This is a genomic window from Lactobacillus paragasseri (genome assembly GCF_003584685.1).
Classification (GTDB): Bacteria; Bacillota; Bacilli; order Lactobacillales; family Lactobacillaceae; genus Lactobacillus; species Lactobacillus paragasseri.
In genome coordinates, this window is sequence record NZ_AP018549.1 from 676,375 (window position 1) to 693,210 (window position 16,836).

The window sequence follows — 16,836 nt, forward strand, 5'->3', positions numbered from 1 at the left end:
CTTTTTGTATGACCTTATGAGAGGCGAACTCGTATAAAACGTGTGAAAGGATAGAACAATGAAAAGAAAACAATTAGAAGAGCTTGGATTACAAGAAGAGCAGATTAAGAAGATCATGGATTTAAACGGCGAAGACATTCAAAATGCTAAGGATAAAGCAAGTGCTAGCAATGCTGAAATCTTAGAAGAGAATGAAGCTCTTAAGTCCCAGATGAGTGAAAGAGATAAGGATTTAAAGAAGTTGCGCTCTCAAGTTAAAGATAATGAAGACTTGACTAAGCAATTTAATGATTTAAAGAGCAAGTATGACAAGGATACGGCTGACCTTACTCAAAAACTTGCTACTAATCTTTTAAATAGTGCAATTGACCAATCATTAAGCAAAGCTAATGCTCGTAATAATAAGGCTGTTAAAGGTCTTTTGAACATGGACGAAATTAAGCTTGATGATGATGGTAATTTAACTGGCTTAGACGATCAAATTAAATCTTTGCAGAAATCTGATGGTTATTTATTTGATGAAGGTAGTAAGCAAGATTACCAACCAAATAATGGAAAACCTGCTAACGCTGATCCAGTCCAAGCAATGGTTGATATATTTAAAGGAGACAAATAATGGCAATTAATTACGCTGACAAATATCAAAAAGCAGTTATTGATGGTTTTTATCCAGACGTTTTATATTCAAGCGCTTTGTGGCAATCACCATCTAACAAGACAATTAATTTTTTAGATGCAAAACATATTAAAGTTCCACGGTTATCAATTTTATCTGGACGTCAAAACCGTGATAGACGTACTATTACACAACCAGCAGCAAACTATTCATTAGATTACGATGTTTATGAATTGACTAACGAACGTTACTGGAGTACTTTGGTTGATCCATCAGATATTGATGAAAGTAATCAATTATTATCAATCGCTAATATCACTAGACAATACAACTTAGATAGCAAGATGCCTGAAAAAGACCGAGAAATGTTTTCTAAGTTATTCAGTCAACGTCAAGCTGCCAATACTGCCGAAGGATTAGATCAAAATACTGGTATCCATTCAGAAAGTTTGGACGCAGCAAACATCTTAAAAGCTTACGATCAAATGATGCGTAACTTTGACCGTGCCAGAATTCCAGTTCAAGGACGTATTCTATATGTTGATACTGGTACGTATTACATGCTTAAAGAAGCGGAAGCAGTTAATAGAACAATCATCGTGGGCGATCAACAAAACATTAATCGTGCTGTTCGTTCACTTGATGAAGTCACTGTTGTTGCAGTACCAGAAGATTTATTCCAAACTAAGTTTGACTTTACCAATGGTTCTAAGACTGTTGCTGATGCTAAACAAATTAAGATGATGCTTATTTACAACGGTGTTCAAATTGCACCTGAAAAATATGACTTTGTTGGGTTGGATGCACCGGCAGCCGCAAACTCTGGTAACTGGTTATACTACGAACAAAGTTACGATGACGTTCTTTTACTTAAACCTAAGTTCAGAGGTGTTGAGTTCTTTATTGCTGAAAAAGACGGTAGCGCTGATCCAGTTGGACGTGATAAAACAGCCGAAACAGATGCTAAACCAAACGCAAATAACACTGTCGAAGAAATTAAGGCTTACTTAGATAAGAAGCACATTGATTACAATGGTAAGACCAAGAAAGACGAATTATTAGCTTTAGTGAAGTAGGTGGTTAGATGGATAAATACCCACGATTTGAAGAGGTCAAAAAACATTTAGCTGATTTTCTGCCTAATAATGATAATGCACCTAACTATGACAGCGTATTGGAATTTACACTAGAAAAAGTTATTTCTGATGTTTCAATTTACACAAATATTCCAATTTTAGAGCTACCAGAAGAGCTTGAACCAACTATTTTAGGCTTAGCAGTACAAACTATTGACACTCATCAATGGCTAGTACCAAAAGATCAACAAGTAGAGAATATTCAATCCCTATCAGAGGGCGATACATCTGTTTCTTTTAGATCTCCAAGTGATATTTATTCAGCATTGCAAGCTATTGATACGATTACGGATAACTATGTATTGTTACTCAATAATTTTAGAAGGTTAGCCCAATGAGTTACTTTAATGGTTTAAAAAATGCACTTCCTAAGCTATGGAATGATCGAGTTAAGATTGTGGGTACTCAGCCAACCAAACATGGTTACATCACTAATAACGAAGATGTGACTATTGTTGAAGATGAACCAGCTAAGGTTGTCTTAAAAGGGCAATCAGCTAGTGAACAATCATTCTTCGGCACTGACGAATATGATGCAAAATTGATTATTCGAAATGGCATTAAAATCCCTGCTGGTGCAGATATTTATGTGACTGATGTAAATGGTCAAATTACTAAATATAAACGTGCTAGCAAGGGCTATAGTGGTTATTTCAGTCATCAGGAAGTAGCAATGGTGAGGAGTGAGAAAGCATGAGTCTAGGACATGTTGACGATGCTCAATTTCAGCAATTTGCTAGTAGAGTGAGACAGAAAATTGATAGTGGCTATGTAAAACAAGAGCTTGGAAAGAGTTCTAAGCGTATTGGTACACAATCATTACGAATTTTGAAAGCAAATACTCCTGTAAAGCAAGGTAACCTCCGTAGATCATGGACGGCAGAAGGACCGAGCTATGGTGGCGGTGGTTGGACGATCAAATTAATTAACAATGCTGAATATGCTTCTTACGTTGAAAGTGGTCACAGACAGACACCTGGAAGATATGTACCAGTACTGAAAAAGCGCCTGGTTAGAGATTGGGTGCCTGGTCAGTTTTACATGAAGAAATCTATTCCACAAATTCAAAGACAGTTGCCACAGTTGGTAACAGAGAATCTGTGGGGGTTAAAGGACTTGTTTGAATGACAATAGTTGAAAGAATAGCTAAGCGAATATCAGAGATATTTCCTGATGTGACAATTTATTCAGAAAAACAGAAAAGCGGTTTTCAAGTGCCGTCATTTTATATCAGTAAGATAATGACAGTCACTAAGAGTCGCTTTTTTGATATTCAAGATAGAAGCTTGTCTTACTCAATAACATATTTTGCTAATCCAGATCGACCTAATGCTGATATGGAAGAAGTAGAGCAAAAATTACTGAATAATTTTACAATATTAGATGATTATGCAACTGTTAGAAACCGAGAAACGACTATCAACCAAGATGATGAAACTTTAGTAATGAGTTTTGATTTGAGGTTAGAGATGTATCCGGTTCAAGACGGTGAAAAGCTAGAAAGGATTGAAGTTAATGGCGGACTCAAATAAGACGGAAGCCCAAGCAACGATCAAGGCAACCGTTAAAATTGACAATCCGAAATTTACTAAAAGGGCGCTAGTTGCAAATAAAGGATTTTCTCCGATTGAGAGAGACGTTTTAAAACTGGCTTTAAATGATGATAAGGAATATACAATCGCAGAAGTTAAAGAAGCGGTTGAAAAATTTAAGGAGGGATATTAATGTCAGGCGGAACTTGGAAAGCTCAAGATAAGCGCAGACCTGGCGCTTATATCAATGTCGTAGGTAATGGTCAAAGAGAAGCAGCTTCTTCTCTAGGTAGAGTGTTGTTAATTCGTGATAAAGGCTTAGGCTGGGGCAAGAATGGTGTCATTGAAGTAGAAGCTAACAGTGATTTCACTAAGACATTAGGTACTACTTTAGATGATCCATCTCTTACAGCTTTAAAGGAAACACTAAAAGGTGCTTCTAAAGTTCTTGTTCTTAACCCCAATGAGGGTACAGCAGCGACTTTGACTAAAGAAGGGCTGCCTTGGACTGTTACTGCAAATTATCCAGGTGAAAAGGGTAATCAAATTACAGTGAGTGTTGAAGTTAGTCCAGCTGATAAGAATGCGGCTACTGTATCAACTATCTTTGGTACTAAGTTGGTTGATGAACAATCAATCAAGTTCAATGAATTAGATAAGTTCAAGGGCAATGATTACATCACTGCAAAAGTAGTCGAAGAGGGGAGTTCAAAGCCTACTGCATTCACTAATGTTTCAGGCACTTTGACTGGTGGAGCTACCACAGAGCCTAAGAAAGTTGAAAGCTTATTGAATGACGCTTTAGAAAATGAAGAGTACGCAGTTGTTACTACTGCTGGCTTTGAACCATCAAGCAACATGAACAAGTTGGTTGTGGAAGCAGTTAAGCGTCTCCGTGAAAATGAAGGTCGCAAGGTTAGAGGTGCAATTCCTACTGATGCAGATACTACTTATAACTATGAGGGTATTTCAACCGTTGTGAACGGTTACACTTTAAGCGATGGTACTAATGTAGATGTTAAAGATGCTACAGGTTTCTTTGCTGGTATTTCAGCATCAGCAGATGCAGCAACTTCTTTAACTTACTTTGATGTTGAAGACGCTACTGCTGCATATCCTAAGCTTGATAATGAAAAGACAATTAAGGCTCTTGATGCTGGGCAAATTGTGTTCACTACACGTCCTGGCCAAAGAGTAGTAATTGAACAAGATATCAATTCATTACACAAGTTTACAGCTGAAAAGCCACAATCATTCTCTAAAAATAGAGTAATGAGAACTTTAGACGAGATTGCTACTGACACTGAAAATACTTTTGAAAGAACTTATTTAGGCAAAGCCGGTAACAATGCAGCTGGTCGTGATCTCTTTAAGGCAGACAGAATCGCTTACTTAATGGGTTTACAAAATAGAAATATCATTCAAAGCTTCAAGAACACTGATGTCACAATAGAAGCAGGGAATGATACTGACTCTATCGTTGTTAACTTGGCAGTTACTCCAGTTGATGCAATGGAAAAACTTTACATGACAATGGTAGTTAGATAGGAGGAACGTAAATGGCAGCAATTGATGAGTTTTTAAATGGTCGAGATACTATTTCAACCAAAGATGCTACTTTATCAATCAAAATTAATGGCAACATTATTAAGATGATTGAATGTGATAAGTTCACAGCTAAGCTTGAAAAGAACAAGGAAGACGTCCAAACCTTAGGTTCTCACTGGAAGAGAAAGAAAACTACTTCTGTTGAAGGTACGGGAACTTTAGGTGGTTACTTGGTTAACTCAAACTGGATTAAGTACGGTATTCCTTATACTCAAGATGGTGGGGATTTGTATTTTGATGCAACTTTGACTATCCATGATCCAACTTCAAGAACTGGTAAGCAAGTGGTGCAATTAACAGATGTCAACTTGGACGATATTCCAATTGCCGATTTTGAAGCTGATGACGGCGTAATGGAATGGGAAAGTGATTTTACTTTTGAAGGCGTCAACTTAGTCCAAGCATTTAATGGAATTAATTAAGGAGAAAATAAATGGCTGAAAGTGTTGAAGATTTTTTGTTTAAAAATGTTGGTAGTCCAGTAGAAGAAAAAGAAGTTAAGCTTGAAAGATTTAAGTCTCCTTTTAAGATTAAGTCTTTAACTGCTGATGAAGTGTCAAATATTCGAAAGCAAGCAACTAAGAGAGTTCTCAACCGTAAGACACATAGATACGAACAAGAAACTGATGAAAATCAGTTCCAAGGTTTAGTTGTAGCAGAAGCTGTTGTTTCTCCTAACTTAAACAATGAAAAGTTGCAAACTTCATGGGGCTGTATTGCTAAGCCGGAAGAAGTTTTAAAGAAAATGCTTAAAGTTGGTGAATACACTGAGCTATCACAGGCAATTATGGACTTATCAGGTCTTAACGATGATGACAGTTCAGAAGACTTGGTTGAAGAAGCAAAAAACTAATAAATGAGTCTGTTGGCGACTTTAACATTTATCACTATGTTCTTAATGAATATCACTGGACGCCTAAACAATGGGCGGAGATGTCAAGGCGTGAGCAGGCTTTAGTCGTCGCTTCGATTGAAGTACGACAAAAATACGAAAAAGAAGAAGAGAGAAAAGCAAAAAGAAAGGCTAGGTCTAAGCATATTTAATGCTTAGCCTATTTTTTTGCATTCAGCAAAGAAAGGAGGTAGTAAATGAGTACAATTAGCACCACTGTTAAGATTAATGACGCTTTTAGTAACCCATTAGATCGCCTGTCTAGTGGTTTGCAAAAAGCGCAAAGTGGTATGAGCAAATTGAAAGAAGCTATTTCTGGCGGTTCTAGTGGCGGTAGTATGTTCAAGTCAATTGTTGGCGGTACTGTTGTTGGCGGAGCAATCAACAAAGGTATGGAACTTGCTAGTACTGGAATTCGTTCCATGTATGGCGAATTAGATGAAGCAAGTAAAGCATGGCAGACTTTCGATGGGAACATGCACCAATTGGGCAAAAGTCCGGCTGAAATTGCTACTGCTAAAAAGTCAATGCAACAGTTCGCCCAGCAAACTATTTACAGTGCTTCTGATATGGCAAGTACTTACTCACAATTGGCTGCTGTTGGCACGAAAAACGTGGACCAATTAGTTAGAGGTTTTGGTGGTTTAGCTGCTGCTTCTTCTAATCCGCAACAAGCTATGAAGACTTTGTCAGAGCAGGCAACTCAAATGGCTGCCAAGCCAATGGTGCAATGGCAAGACTTTAAACTTATGCTAGAACAAACTCCAGCAGGTATTTCTGCCGTTGCTAAGACAATGGGTGTAAGTACCCAACAATTAATTAAGAACGTTCAAGATGGAAAGGTTAAAACTGAGGACTTCTTGAACGCAATAGCTAAAACAGGAACAAACGCCAACTTTACCAAGATGGCTACTCAATTTAAAACAGTTGGGCAAGCTATTGACGGTTTAAAAGAAACAATGGCTAACAAATTGCAAGGTGCATTTGATAGAGTGGGTAAAGTTGGCATTAAATTTGTTTCTGATTTAACGGATCAGCTATCAAATGTTAATTTTGATGGTTTCGTTGACGGATTATTTAAAGCTGTTGCTGATATGGAACCAATTTTTGACGATTTAAAGACTGGTTTTGATGATTTTAAAAAAGGCTTTGCTGATTCTGGCGCTTTTAATTCTCTAAAAGATACATTTGATAGTATTACTGACTCTGTCGGTAAGTTAGTCAATACGATGGACCAAACTAACGGAGGAGATAGCTTATTTAAGCAACTAGGAAAGCTAGCTGGTGGAGCATTGGGGGGTGCTGCTAAATCTATTTCTGGAATTGCAGAAGCGCTTGGTGAACTAGATCCAGGCACACTTCAGATGTTAGCCCAAGCTTTTATCATCTTAAAAGGTGGGCTAAAAGGCTTAGTGTTTGAAGCTGTTATTTGGGGGCTAAAAGAACTGAATAAACTAGATCCTGGCACAATTAATAATATTGCGCAAGCTCTTACCGCATTAGCAATAGCTTTTACAATGTTGAAGGCTATGGGAAAAATTGCTGGCTATATGAAAGAAGTTTCTAAGTTCTTGAAAGGCTTCAAGAATGCTAAGAAGATCAAAGCTCCTGAAATTGATTCGCCAAAAATGACTAAGCCGGGTAAGATTTTAAGTAATGCTGGAGCATATATGAAACTAGGTGCAGCATTTGCCCTAGTTGGTGCTGGGGCTTTAGCGCTCGGTGCAGGATTTAAATTGTTAGCTGATGCAGCTACTCAGATATCTAGTGCAGGTGGCGGTGCTATAGCAACATTCTTTGGGATGATTGCCGCTATCGCTGCCTTAGTGGTCTTAGTAAGATTTTTAGGACCAGCTTTGATTGGTGGAGCGGTTGGCTTTGCTATCTTTGCTGCCGCACTGCTATTAATCGGCGTTGCCGTTTTAGTAGCAAGTGCGGGTATCGCACTTTTAGCTACTCAACTACCTACTATTTCAGAATATGGAACTAGCGCAGCAGTTGGCTTGCTTGCTTTAGCTGGAGCAATTGCTGTATTTGGTTTAGCTGCAATAGTTGGAGCTGTTGGAGTACTTCTTTTAGGCGTTGCTTTAGCAGTTCTTGCTGTAGGTTTAGTTGCAGCAGGTGTTGGAGCATTAATTTTTGCTGTAGGTTTAGCCTTAGTGGGAATTACTGCTCTAATTGCAGCTGTTGGTGTCTTACTTTTAGGAGTAGCAATGGCTCTAGTTGCTGTAATGGTAATTATTGCAGCTGTTGGAATGCTCCTATTTGGTGTGGCACTTGTCTTAGTCGCTGCAATGGGTATTGTTGCCGCAGTCGGCTTGCTTTTGATGGGCGTAGCTTTAATGCTAATCATGGTTAGCGCAATGGTTGCTGCTGTTGGTTTAATTCTCTTATCAGTTGCGTTACTACTAATTGGTCCAATGTCCTTAATAGCGGCTGTCGGACTACTTCTTTTAGGTGTTGCATTAACTCTAGTCATGGCTATGGGATTAGTAGCTGCTGTAGGTATCTTGCTCCTCGGAGTTGGACTAGTCTTAGTAGCTGCAATGGCTATGGTTGCTGCTGTTGGATTAATGATGATGTCTGTAGCTTTAATGATGATTATGGTTACAGCTATGGTATCAGCAGTAGGTTTGATGTTACTGGCAGTTGCTTTAATGATGGTTGGTCCTATGGCAATGATTGCTGCAGTAGGTCTGATGCTCTTGGCAGCCGCTGCAATTATGCTTGGCGCTGGCTTAATGGTAGTAGCTGCCGCCGCAATGGCTGTAGCCACTGCTCTAGTTGCAGTTGGTGCTTCTGTCATGGTTATGGCGTCACTATTTGTTGCCGCTGGATCAATGCTGGTTTCAGCAATGACTAGCGCAATGAGTAGAGTAGTAAGTGCTGTTAGAAGCGGTATTTCCAGCGCTGTAAATGCTGCTAGAAGTTTTGGAAGTGCCTTAGTTTCTGTGGGTAGACAGTTAATTCAAGGTTTAGTCAATGGTATTAAGTCAATGATTGGCGCTGCCGTTAGTGCAGTGCAAGGAGTAGCAAGTAAAGTTGTAAGTGCCGCTAAGAGCGTGCTTCATATTGGGTCTCCTTCAAGATTGTTTAGACAGTATGGTCGCTGGGTCGATCAAGGTTTAATCATAGGATTAAACAGAGATGCTGGTGCAGCTGCTGATGCTTCTGCAAGTATGGCGCAAAGTGTTGTAGATGCTGCTAGTGGTATGTCGCCAACCTTAGATCCTATTGGATTAAGTGGCATAAATCCAGGAGATTTACTTGCAGCTGGATTTGATAGAGCACTGGACGCAATCAGCAATGTTGCTGGTGCAATTACTGGGCTTGATGGTTCAAGAGCTAATATTGGCATTTTCGGACAAGGTGCTGTTTCTTCAGCAGTGGGTAGCGATACAGTAACATCTGGTTCAATCGCTCCAAATTCAGTATTGACTAATAACAACAGTAGTAGCCAAACAGACAATAGTACTCAAGTTCAAATTGATAAAGGTGCTATTGTCATCAATGCTTCTGGCAATCCAGATGCAGACGTAGACAAGATTTTAGATAAGATCGATCAAAAGATTATTGATAGACGTAATAAAGCTCTAGGAGGTGGTTAATATGCCGGTCAACGGCTTTGGTGTTTATATCACTGATTATTCAACTAATAGAACGGTTGAATTGCCTGTGAACCCGTCAGAATTAACTTTGAAATATGAAACTGATGATAAATCGGAAACTATTGTGAACTTGGGAGAGATTAATCGAGTAGGTAACATGAAATTGGTATCTCTTACGATTGATAGTGTCTTTCCAAAGAAACATAGTTCTTGGATTAGTTCAGATAAGCTGTTAAAACCTGATGAGTACATTAATTGGCTTAAAAACATTCAAGCTAATAAACATCATGTTCAATTAGTTGTCAGCTCTACTAAAATTAGTGTAACTATGACGATTTCTAGTTTTGAATATGGCTTTAAGAGCGGCTTTGCAGATGAATACGCTTATACTTTGGGCTTAAAGCAGTATAGAGAAGTTAAGTACCATAAAGTTAATGTTCCAGCTCCTCCTAAACCTAAACCAAGACCAGCTCCTCCTAAGAAGTTGGGTATTGGTTCAATTGTGATTGTGAATGGTCGCTTACGGTTGGATAGCTATGGAAGTGCACCGGGTGTATATGAGAATAACGTAAGAAGACGCATTACTTATTTAGCACCGGGTCACCCATTCCCAATTCACGTTGCATTAGTAAATGGCGGACCTCGGGGCTGGGTTAGGCAGAGTGAAGTGAGATTAGCATGATTACAAAACTTCAAATTCTAAAGCACGATAATGGTGGCGCTAGAATTGGTGTCGAAATCAAGGACATGGTTAAAAATCTTAAGTGGGTAACTGATTTAAATTATTCCGCTGGAGAATTAACCTTTGATATCGTGAACGGCAAAGATCCAATAATCCCAGCAATGGGAGCAATTGTAGACTTTGCTTGGGATAATAAAGATATTTTCTGGGGTTTCGTTTTCAGTGCTGAATGCACGTCAGACACTACAGTGAGCGTTAAAGCTTACGACTTTGAAAGATATCTAAAGAGTGAAGGTTCAGTCGTCTTTCAATCAGGGACGCTTGGAGATAGATACAGTAATGTTTGCCGCCGTTTCGGTGTACCATTTCATATCAAGGAACAGCCAACTTACAGAGTGCCTGCGGAAGTTTGTGATGGAAAAACTGGCTTTGACATGATTAAGAGTGCAATTGACAAGACATACTCTGCCACTGGCGAGATGTACTGCATTGTTGCTAATCATATGTATATCGAACTTAGGAGAGCGCCTATTCCTACAAGAACTCTTTTAGTTATTGATACTCAAAACACGATGACCGATTACACTTACTCAGAAAGTATTGATAATGCTGCTAACGTGGTTCAAGTAGTTCAGAAGAACACTGATAACTCGCAGACTAAGACAGCAACTGCTACTTCTGACACTGGAGATGATCCAGCTACTACGAGTTTTACGATTGCTTCTGCTAGAGGAAATACGATTAGAACTTGGGGTCAGATTGTTAAGGTAGTCAATGCCAAGAACAAAGCTAACTGGGCACAAATGGTTCAGCAAGCTAATGACGAGTTGAAGAAACGTAATGTTTCAGAAAGAAAGCTAACGCTTGATTGTATGGGCGATACTTCTCTAATTGCAGGTGCTGGTGCTAACGTCAAAATTAAAGACTTCGGTAAAACTTGGACTAATTGCCCTATTTTGAAAGCAACACATAACTTTGGTACTGATTACACTTGTAGCTTAGAAATGAAAGTAGGTACAAAATGGCAGGAGAACAGCTTATAAAAATGTTGACGGAACGGGGCGGTAGTGATTCTGAGTATTCCGATGTTATCTATGGTCGTGTTATCAGTGCTTCTCCTTTAAGGGTACAAATTTCTAACTCAATGATTATTGACGATAATTTCATTGTATTGGGAAAGCACATTGGAAGCTTTTCAATGAGTGGTAGTTTGACGACTACAGAAGAAAAGAAAGGCAAAGACGGAGAAAAGCCTAAAACTGAAAAGACCACTAAACCCGCTACTTTTACTTTTGATAATTCCCTAAGAGTTGGAGATAAGGTAACTATGATCCGTGCTGATGGCGGTCAACAATTCTACTTATTTGAGAGAGAGGGTGGTTAATTTGGATAATGAAGAAAATCAAAATCCAACACTAACCTTTCAGATTGCTAACAGCAGAATACGGAATAAGTTTGATGGCTTAGGTGCTATGGTTCAAGCTGTAGATAAGATCCTAAAAACAGAACGTTTTGTTTTTCCGATTTATACAGATCAATATGGTAATGATTTAAACGATTTACTGGGAAAAGACTTAGGCTATGCCAGAGTTGAAGCTGAGCGAATAGTCAAAGAAGCATTGCTGGCTGATGAACGTGTAATAAAAGTTGATATTACTAGTATCAGTGAAACAAGTCCCAATACTCTAACTCTTACTGGAGAATGCCAAACTAGTTATGGAAATATACCAATAGAAAGCGAGGTAAGCATTAAGTGAGTCCCAATGAATTAATTACTGAATTTCAAAACAAGGATTATGACTATTTTTTAAGAAAAATGCTTGACGCTGTGCCTGATAACATAGATAAGCGTGAGGGTTCAATAATCTATGACGCTTTAGCTCCTGCTGCATTGGTTATGGGTCAGCAATCCTTAGATATGGCTAATGTAATCAAAGAAACTTATATCAAAACAGCTTCTGGAGAGTTCCTAGACTATCGAGCAATTGAACATGGTACAAGTCGATATCCTGCTACTCAAACCGAAGCTAAGGCAAAAGTTTTAAATGATAAGAAAGAACCATTAAACAACGTTCAAATAGGAGATAAATTTGCCAGCATTGGCGACTCGCCTATTTTTTACGCTGTGACAAAGGTCAATGATGACTTGACTGTTGAATTAACAGCAGAAGTTAAAGGATCAAGCGCTAATGGTTATATCGGACAGATTTTACCTGTTACTCCCAACGACTTGCTTTCATGGGCTGAAATTACAGAAATTACAGCTCCTGCAAGGGATGTAGAAAGTGACGACCACTTAAGAGCAAGATTGCTGAGTTCTCAAAGTTGGATTGCTTACGGTGGTAATGTGGCAGACTACCTAGAAATGACCAGTAAGATTGACGAAGTAGGAGCAGCACAGATTTATCCGACTTGGAATGGTGGTGGTACTGTTAAAGTGGTTATTTTGAATAATGATTTAATGCCTGCTAGTGCTAGTTTAGTACAGAAAGTTAAAAATACACTTGACCCAGAAGATAAACAAGCAGAGGGTTATGGATTAGCTCCAATTGACCATGCTGTAACTGTGACTGCTCCTGAAGAATTAATTGTAAATGTTGATATTTCAGTAAAACTTGATGATACAAAAGCAACACGGTATGTGAAAGACAGCATTACTAAAGCAGTTGAGGGCTACTTCCAATCATTGAGAAAGGACTGGGCAGATATCAATCAAAAACTTGGTAGGGGTTATCAAGAAACCATATATCGTTCTAAGATCCTGTCTCAAGTTATGCTGACGGAAGGTGTGGTCAATGCTAAGCTTCCATCTTTAAACGGCAGGGACGCCGATATAGATTTAGTTTTTACTAATTCAAAGTCACAATTACCAGTAGTCGGGACGGTGACGATCAATGAACAATAAGTACGAACTTCTAAACTACATGCCTGATTATTATGAGGGCGTGTATGAGATGGAGGAGTTGCTTAAGTCTGAAAGTTTAACACTTAAGGATTTAGAAGATAGCCATTTGCGGACATTACTAAATGAATTTGTTTCAACTGCTGATACAAAAGGTATTTCACTCTTTGAAAGTCAACTGGGTATAGTTCCAGATGAAAACGATACTTTAGAAATGCGCAGAAACAAGGTCTTGATGTATGTACTACCACCAAGACCGATAACAATTAGGTTTTTCAGAGATATGCTAAACAACGTTAATCTTCCAGTGAAAATTGATGTTAATTACGGTGCAAGGGCTGTTGTAGCAACTGCTAAATCAGCAGAAATGACAAGTAATCAGATAAATTACTTGAAATATCTGTTAAATGTTTACTTGCCAGCTAATCTCTTGTATCAAGTAAAGATTTTGCTAAACACTGCAAAGGTTTCTGATAATTTGAACTTGGGCATTGGTAACGTTGTAAAAGCAGCTAGCATAGCAAAAGCAAGTCCCAGCCAAGTGTTTAACTAGTGAGGTGATGAGATGTCAGAATATAATAAGACAATTTTAACTAACGAAGGTATCGACTTAGCCCGTAGAGCTAACAAAGGTACAGCAACTTTTTCTTTAACGAGAGGTGTTTCATCAACTGATAACTTATCAGGAAAGACTGTTGAAGAACTTCAAAACTTAACCCAGTTACCAAGTATCCAGCAATCAGTGAAGTTGAGTGATGTAGGAGATGCGTCTGATAATTCAGATACTGTTTTAGGTGTTAGAATGACCTTTGATAACCAGAATTTGAAGACTGGTTATAATGTGCATACTGTTGGTATCTACGCAAAAGAGCCTGATAAAAATGAAATTCTTTACGGTATAGCTACTGCAAAAACGCCAGAATACATTCCAGACTTTGGGGAGCAAACTTTATTTAAGTTTGATTTTTTGATGTATCTAGTAATTGGTAGAACTGATAAGGTAACTGTTGAAGTTAGTCCGGATGATGTTTATCGTAAAAAGGAAGTGTATAGCAAGTCCGAGGTTGATACAGCTGTAGCAAAACTTGATAAAAAAGACGCTGAAATCGTTAAGAGCTTAAACGATTATAAATTGGAGAACTCTACTTATCACACAAACTTTGAGAAAAGCGTAACTGATAGGCTGGGTACTAAAGCTGATAAAACTACTGTAGAACAGCAACTTGGAACAAAGGCTGATAAATCAAATACTTACACCAAAGATGAAGTGAATAGTAAAGTGGCTCCTAAGGCAGACAAAGGCTATGTAGACAGCGAATTAAACAAGAAAGCCGATAAAGCTACTACTTACACCAAGAAAGAAGTTGATAATAAAATCACTGGTCAGGTTAAGTCGGTAAATGGGCACACTGCTAATGCCAGTGGTGCAGTAACCTTACCAACTTTAACAGCTAATGTGCTTACTGGCTATGATGTAAAGAATAAGGCTGCTACTTTTGATAACAACGCTCATTTTGACGCAAATGGGCTTTTTTCAAGATGGCTTGTAGATCAAGGCGTTATCGGACAACTTGCTGATGCAATTAATGCAAAGTTACCCATTGAAGCAGGAGATCCTAATGGAGACTTGTTAGATCATGCTGGTAATAAGATTGAATATTGGAACGGTAATGGTGATGGTGTCAAGAACTTGCCACCAATGAACAATAAGAAATGGTTCTTTGCAGTCAAACTATTCGATTCGGGTTGGGGTTCAGTTACTATTGTAGATCAAGACGGTAGTTATTGGTTGAATACTAAGAATGGCGATATTTGGACTGGTTGGCGTTCAGTAGTCACGAATGAACATCTTAAAAAGTTGAAATTTGTAAAGCAATCATTAGATCAAAACGGTAATATTTTCCAAGATACTAAGTTTGTAACTCAAGAGGCAGACGGAACATATAAGATTAACATTTTTGATAGCGACTGGACTGCTAATAAGGTTTCATGGCTGTTAAATAATACCAAGTCTTACAGCATTCAAAATAATACTGATTTGAATAACGTTAAGAATACGGGGTTCTATAATGCGGCAGGTCCTTCCGGATTAAAAAATTCTCCTGTGTCAGCTTGGTTTAGTATGTCCGTAAATGCCAATCAATGGAACGGCCAACAAACTCTGTATGATACAAATAGTGGTCAATTATATGTGAGAACGTGGAATTCAACTAGATTTACAGATTGGCAAAGAATAGCTAATGCTGGCGACTTAACTAATCAGAGTATTACATCAATTACTGATTATGATGTAGCTTCCGAAGGCTGGCATAACACCCAAGTTGGAAAATTTGATCCATCAGGACACTTTAGTAATTTCTTAGTTGATGCTGCAGCTTTGAAGCCGATAGCAGAGGCAATCAATAACCTGAATACCAATTTAACAACTATGCGAACTGAGTTAATGAACTTGAAGAAGAGAACTGATTACAATACTCCTCAAGGAGAGTTCAATAATACCACTGTAAATCTTAATAACTTAAGAAGCACAGGAATGTATCGTCTTTCAAATTGTCATGTTCAAAGTGGACCATATCCAACCGATAATGCGCACTGGGTTTACGTTAAAGTGACAGTATTTGATGCTAATACTGTTTATCAAACGCTCTATGAAGGCGATAATATGTACGGCAGAAAATCCTCAAGTCTCTCAGCTTGGGGACAATGGCATGAATATTTGAATAGACCTATTTAATCCTTAGTTTAACTAAGGATTTTTTTATGGAGGAAAATTATGGAAGCAGAAAACTTTTTAGATTTATTAAAACAAGTCGTTGCTGATGGAAAAATCAGCTTTTATTACTTCTCTGATCCAACTAGTCCAATTACAGCTCTTCATCACTTGGAAATTCCTTATCCAGGAGAGCTTAGTCCAGTAGACTTGCCTTATCGCTGGCATGCAGAAAAGCCTAGTGAGGATTTAATTGATGCAGTTTGGGACGATGACTCTCATAGTTGGATTGAAAACAGTGATAAATCTCAACCAGCTTTAATTGCTAAGTTGCAAGCAAGTAATGCAGCTATGCAAAAGAAAATGGAAAACTACGAAGCAGCTAAGATTAAAGATGCTCAAAATAATGATAAAGTCGTTCAAGCTTTAAGCGGTGTACAAAAGGGACAAGCACAAACTACAGCAGTTCTTGCTCAACTTGTGCCAATGGTTCAACAACTTTCTAAGCCAGTAAACACACCAGATAAGTCAAATAAAGCTGATGAAACTAAGAAAAAAGAAGGTGCTGAATAATGTTTGATTTCGATTTCAGTTCTATCTATTCAAACCTTGAAAGTTTGTGTAAATCTGCATTAGATAATGGGTACTTTACAGACAACACCATTGCAGGATTTGTGCAGCAAGGGGCATTTGATGCAGATGGCTATAAGAGAATTACGGGTGATGATTATGTTGCAGGAGATCAAAATACTGTGGCAAACGGCTAAACTTAATTTGCTTCATTTGATTTTGGGAAATTTGCTTACAGCTTTTGGAATTATTCTTTTAGTGAACGATTACTTTTTTTACTGGCCGCCAGAATGGCAATGGCTCTTCAATAACGATCTAGTCGATGCTTTTGCAATTATGGTCGGAATTGGCTTGATTGCATTTGTTTTTTCGGGTGGAAAAAGTCAGCTGGCTAATGCTGTGTTATTAGCTTGCTCAGCATTCTTTTTGATGATGCTAACAGTTTTGCAACTGGGGCATGTTTTGGTCATGCATGACTATAGCAGATTGCTTTCGATTGTAGCGTTAATTGGGTGGCTATTAGTAATTCAATATTTAGCAGTATTTTCTAAGACTGTAAAACGACGAAAGTAGGTGATGA

Annotated in this window: 21 protein-coding genes; all 21 read left to right on the top strand. The window is 38.3% G+C overall.

Going from position 1 to position 16,836, the window contains the following annotated elements; translation table 11 throughout:
• The first annotated feature begins 58 nt into the window (after nucleotides 1-58).
• The 21 genes from LpgJCM5343_RS03290 (at nucleotide 59) to LpgJCM5343_RS03390 (ending at nucleotide 16,829) form a co-directional block, all read left to right on the top strand.
• Entirely contained in the window at nucleotides 59-616 is a 558-nt protein-coding gene (locus LpgJCM5343_RS03290) for a phage scaffolding protein (protein WP_113576239.1), read from the top strand.
• Complete coding sequence (locus tag LpgJCM5343_RS03295; RefSeq protein ID WP_113576240.1) at nucleotides 616-1,692, top strand: capsid protein; 1,077 nt, start codon at nucleotides 616-618, stop codon at nucleotides 1,690-1,692. The genes LpgJCM5343_RS03290 and LpgJCM5343_RS03295 overlap by 1 nt, the downstream gene beginning before the upstream one ends.
• Before the next feature lie 8 nt (nucleotides 1,693-1,700).
• Entirely contained in the window at nucleotides 1,701-2,090 is a 390-nt protein-coding gene (locus LpgJCM5343_RS03300) for a head-tail connector protein (protein ID WP_113576241.1), read from the top strand.
• Nucleotides 2,087-2,449, top strand: coding sequence for a hypothetical protein (locus tag LpgJCM5343_RS03305; RefSeq protein WP_113576242.1), 363 nt, complete (start codon nucleotides 2,087-2,089; stop codon nucleotides 2,447-2,449). Before LpgJCM5343_RS03300 ends, LpgJCM5343_RS03305 begins: the two co-directional genes overlap by 4 nt.
• Nucleotides 2,446-2,880 (top strand): HK97 gp10 family phage protein, encoded by a 435-nt coding sequence (locus LpgJCM5343_RS03310; RefSeq protein ID WP_113576243.1) that lies wholly within the window; start codon nucleotides 2,446-2,448, stop codon nucleotides 2,878-2,880. The genes LpgJCM5343_RS03305 and LpgJCM5343_RS03310 overlap by 4 nt, the downstream gene beginning before the upstream one ends.
• Nucleotides 2,877-3,284 carry a phage tail terminator family protein gene (locus LpgJCM5343_RS03315; RefSeq protein ID WP_113576244.1) on the top strand — a complete coding sequence of 136 codons (408 nt, stop codon included), beginning with the start codon at nucleotides 2,877-2,879 and terminating at the stop codon, nucleotides 3,282-3,284. The genes LpgJCM5343_RS03310 and LpgJCM5343_RS03315 overlap by 4 nt, the downstream gene beginning before the upstream one ends.
• Nucleotides 3,268-3,477 (top strand): hypothetical protein, encoded by a 210-nt coding sequence (locus tag LpgJCM5343_RS03320; protein WP_174705296.1) that lies wholly within the window; start codon nucleotides 3,268-3,270, stop codon nucleotides 3,475-3,477. The genes LpgJCM5343_RS03315 and LpgJCM5343_RS03320 overlap by 17 nt, the downstream gene beginning before the upstream one ends.
• Complete coding sequence (locus LpgJCM5343_RS03325; RefSeq protein WP_113576246.1) at nucleotides 3,477-4,832, top strand: phage tail sheath family protein; 1,356 nt, start codon at nucleotides 3,477-3,479, stop codon at nucleotides 4,830-4,832. Before LpgJCM5343_RS03320 ends, LpgJCM5343_RS03325 begins: the two co-directional genes overlap by 1 nt.
• Nucleotides 4,833-4,843: 11 nt before the next feature.
• Nucleotides 4,844-5,314 (top strand): phage tail tube protein, encoded by a 471-nt coding sequence (locus LpgJCM5343_RS03330; protein ID WP_113576247.1) that lies wholly within the window; start codon nucleotides 4,844-4,846, stop codon nucleotides 5,312-5,314.
• Between the two features lie 11 nt (nucleotides 5,315-5,325).
• A complete protein-coding gene (locus LpgJCM5343_RS03335; protein ID WP_113576248.1) occupies nucleotides 5,326-5,745 on the top strand; it encodes a phage tail assembly chaperone in 420 nt (139 codons plus the stop codon).
• Between the two features lie 236 nt (nucleotides 5,746-5,981).
• Entirely contained in the window at nucleotides 5,982-9,392 is a 3,411-nt protein-coding gene (locus LpgJCM5343_RS03340) for a tape measure protein (RefSeq protein ID WP_113576249.1), read from the top strand.
• Nucleotide 9,393: 1 nt separating this feature from the next.
• Complete coding sequence (locus tag LpgJCM5343_RS03345; protein WP_174705297.1) at nucleotides 9,394-10,074, top strand: hypothetical protein; 681 nt, start codon at nucleotides 9,394-9,396, stop codon at nucleotides 10,072-10,074.
• Nucleotides 10,071-11,117: an XkdQ/YqbQ family protein gene (locus LpgJCM5343_RS03350; RefSeq protein ID WP_020807661.1), complete on the top strand. Its 1,047-nt coding sequence runs from the start codon at nucleotides 10,071-10,073 to the stop codon at nucleotides 11,115-11,117. Before LpgJCM5343_RS03345 ends, LpgJCM5343_RS03350 begins: the two co-directional genes overlap by 4 nt.
• A complete protein-coding gene (locus LpgJCM5343_RS03355; protein WP_015981476.1) occupies nucleotides 11,096-11,458 on the top strand; it encodes a DUF2577 domain-containing protein in 363 nt (120 codons plus the stop codon). The genes LpgJCM5343_RS03350 and LpgJCM5343_RS03355 overlap by 22 nt, the downstream gene beginning before the upstream one ends.
• Nucleotides 11,415-11,831 carry a DUF2634 domain-containing protein gene (locus tag LpgJCM5343_RS03360; protein ID WP_174705298.1) on the top strand — a complete coding sequence of 139 codons (417 nt, stop codon included), beginning with the start codon at nucleotides 11,415-11,417 and terminating at the stop codon, nucleotides 11,829-11,831. Before LpgJCM5343_RS03355 ends, LpgJCM5343_RS03360 begins: the two co-directional genes overlap by 44 nt.
• On the top strand, nucleotides 11,828-12,979 hold the full coding sequence (locus tag LpgJCM5343_RS03365; RefSeq protein WP_113576252.1) for a baseplate J/gp47 family protein: 1,152 nt from the start codon (nucleotides 11,828-11,830) through the stop codon (nucleotides 12,977-12,979). Before LpgJCM5343_RS03360 ends, LpgJCM5343_RS03365 begins: the two co-directional genes overlap by 4 nt.
• Nucleotides 12,969-13,529, top strand: coding sequence for a putative phage tail protein (locus tag LpgJCM5343_RS03370; protein WP_003648055.1), 561 nt, complete (start codon nucleotides 12,969-12,971; stop codon nucleotides 13,527-13,529). The genes LpgJCM5343_RS03365 and LpgJCM5343_RS03370 overlap by 11 nt, the downstream gene beginning before the upstream one ends.
• Before the next feature lie 12 nt (nucleotides 13,530-13,541).
• Nucleotides 13,542-15,710 (top strand): pyocin knob domain-containing protein, encoded by a 2,169-nt coding sequence (locus tag LpgJCM5343_RS03375; protein ID WP_113576253.1) that lies wholly within the window; start codon nucleotides 13,542-13,544, stop codon nucleotides 15,708-15,710.
• Nucleotides 15,711-15,749: 39 nt separating this feature from the next.
• Nucleotides 15,750-16,259: a hypothetical protein gene (locus LpgJCM5343_RS03380; protein WP_113576254.1), complete on the top strand. Its 510-nt coding sequence runs from the start codon at nucleotides 15,750-15,752 to the stop codon at nucleotides 16,257-16,259.
• Nucleotides 16,259-16,453: an XkdX family protein gene (locus LpgJCM5343_RS03385; RefSeq protein WP_113576255.1), complete on the top strand. Its 195-nt coding sequence runs from the start codon at nucleotides 16,259-16,261 to the stop codon at nucleotides 16,451-16,453. The genes LpgJCM5343_RS03380 and LpgJCM5343_RS03385 overlap by 1 nt, the downstream gene beginning before the upstream one ends.
• Nucleotides 16,410-16,829: a hypothetical protein gene (locus LpgJCM5343_RS03390; RefSeq protein ID WP_252148272.1), complete on the top strand. Its 420-nt coding sequence runs from the start codon at nucleotides 16,410-16,412 to the stop codon at nucleotides 16,827-16,829. Before LpgJCM5343_RS03385 ends, LpgJCM5343_RS03390 begins: the two co-directional genes overlap by 44 nt.
• Nucleotides 16,830-16,836 lie beyond the last annotated feature (7 nt).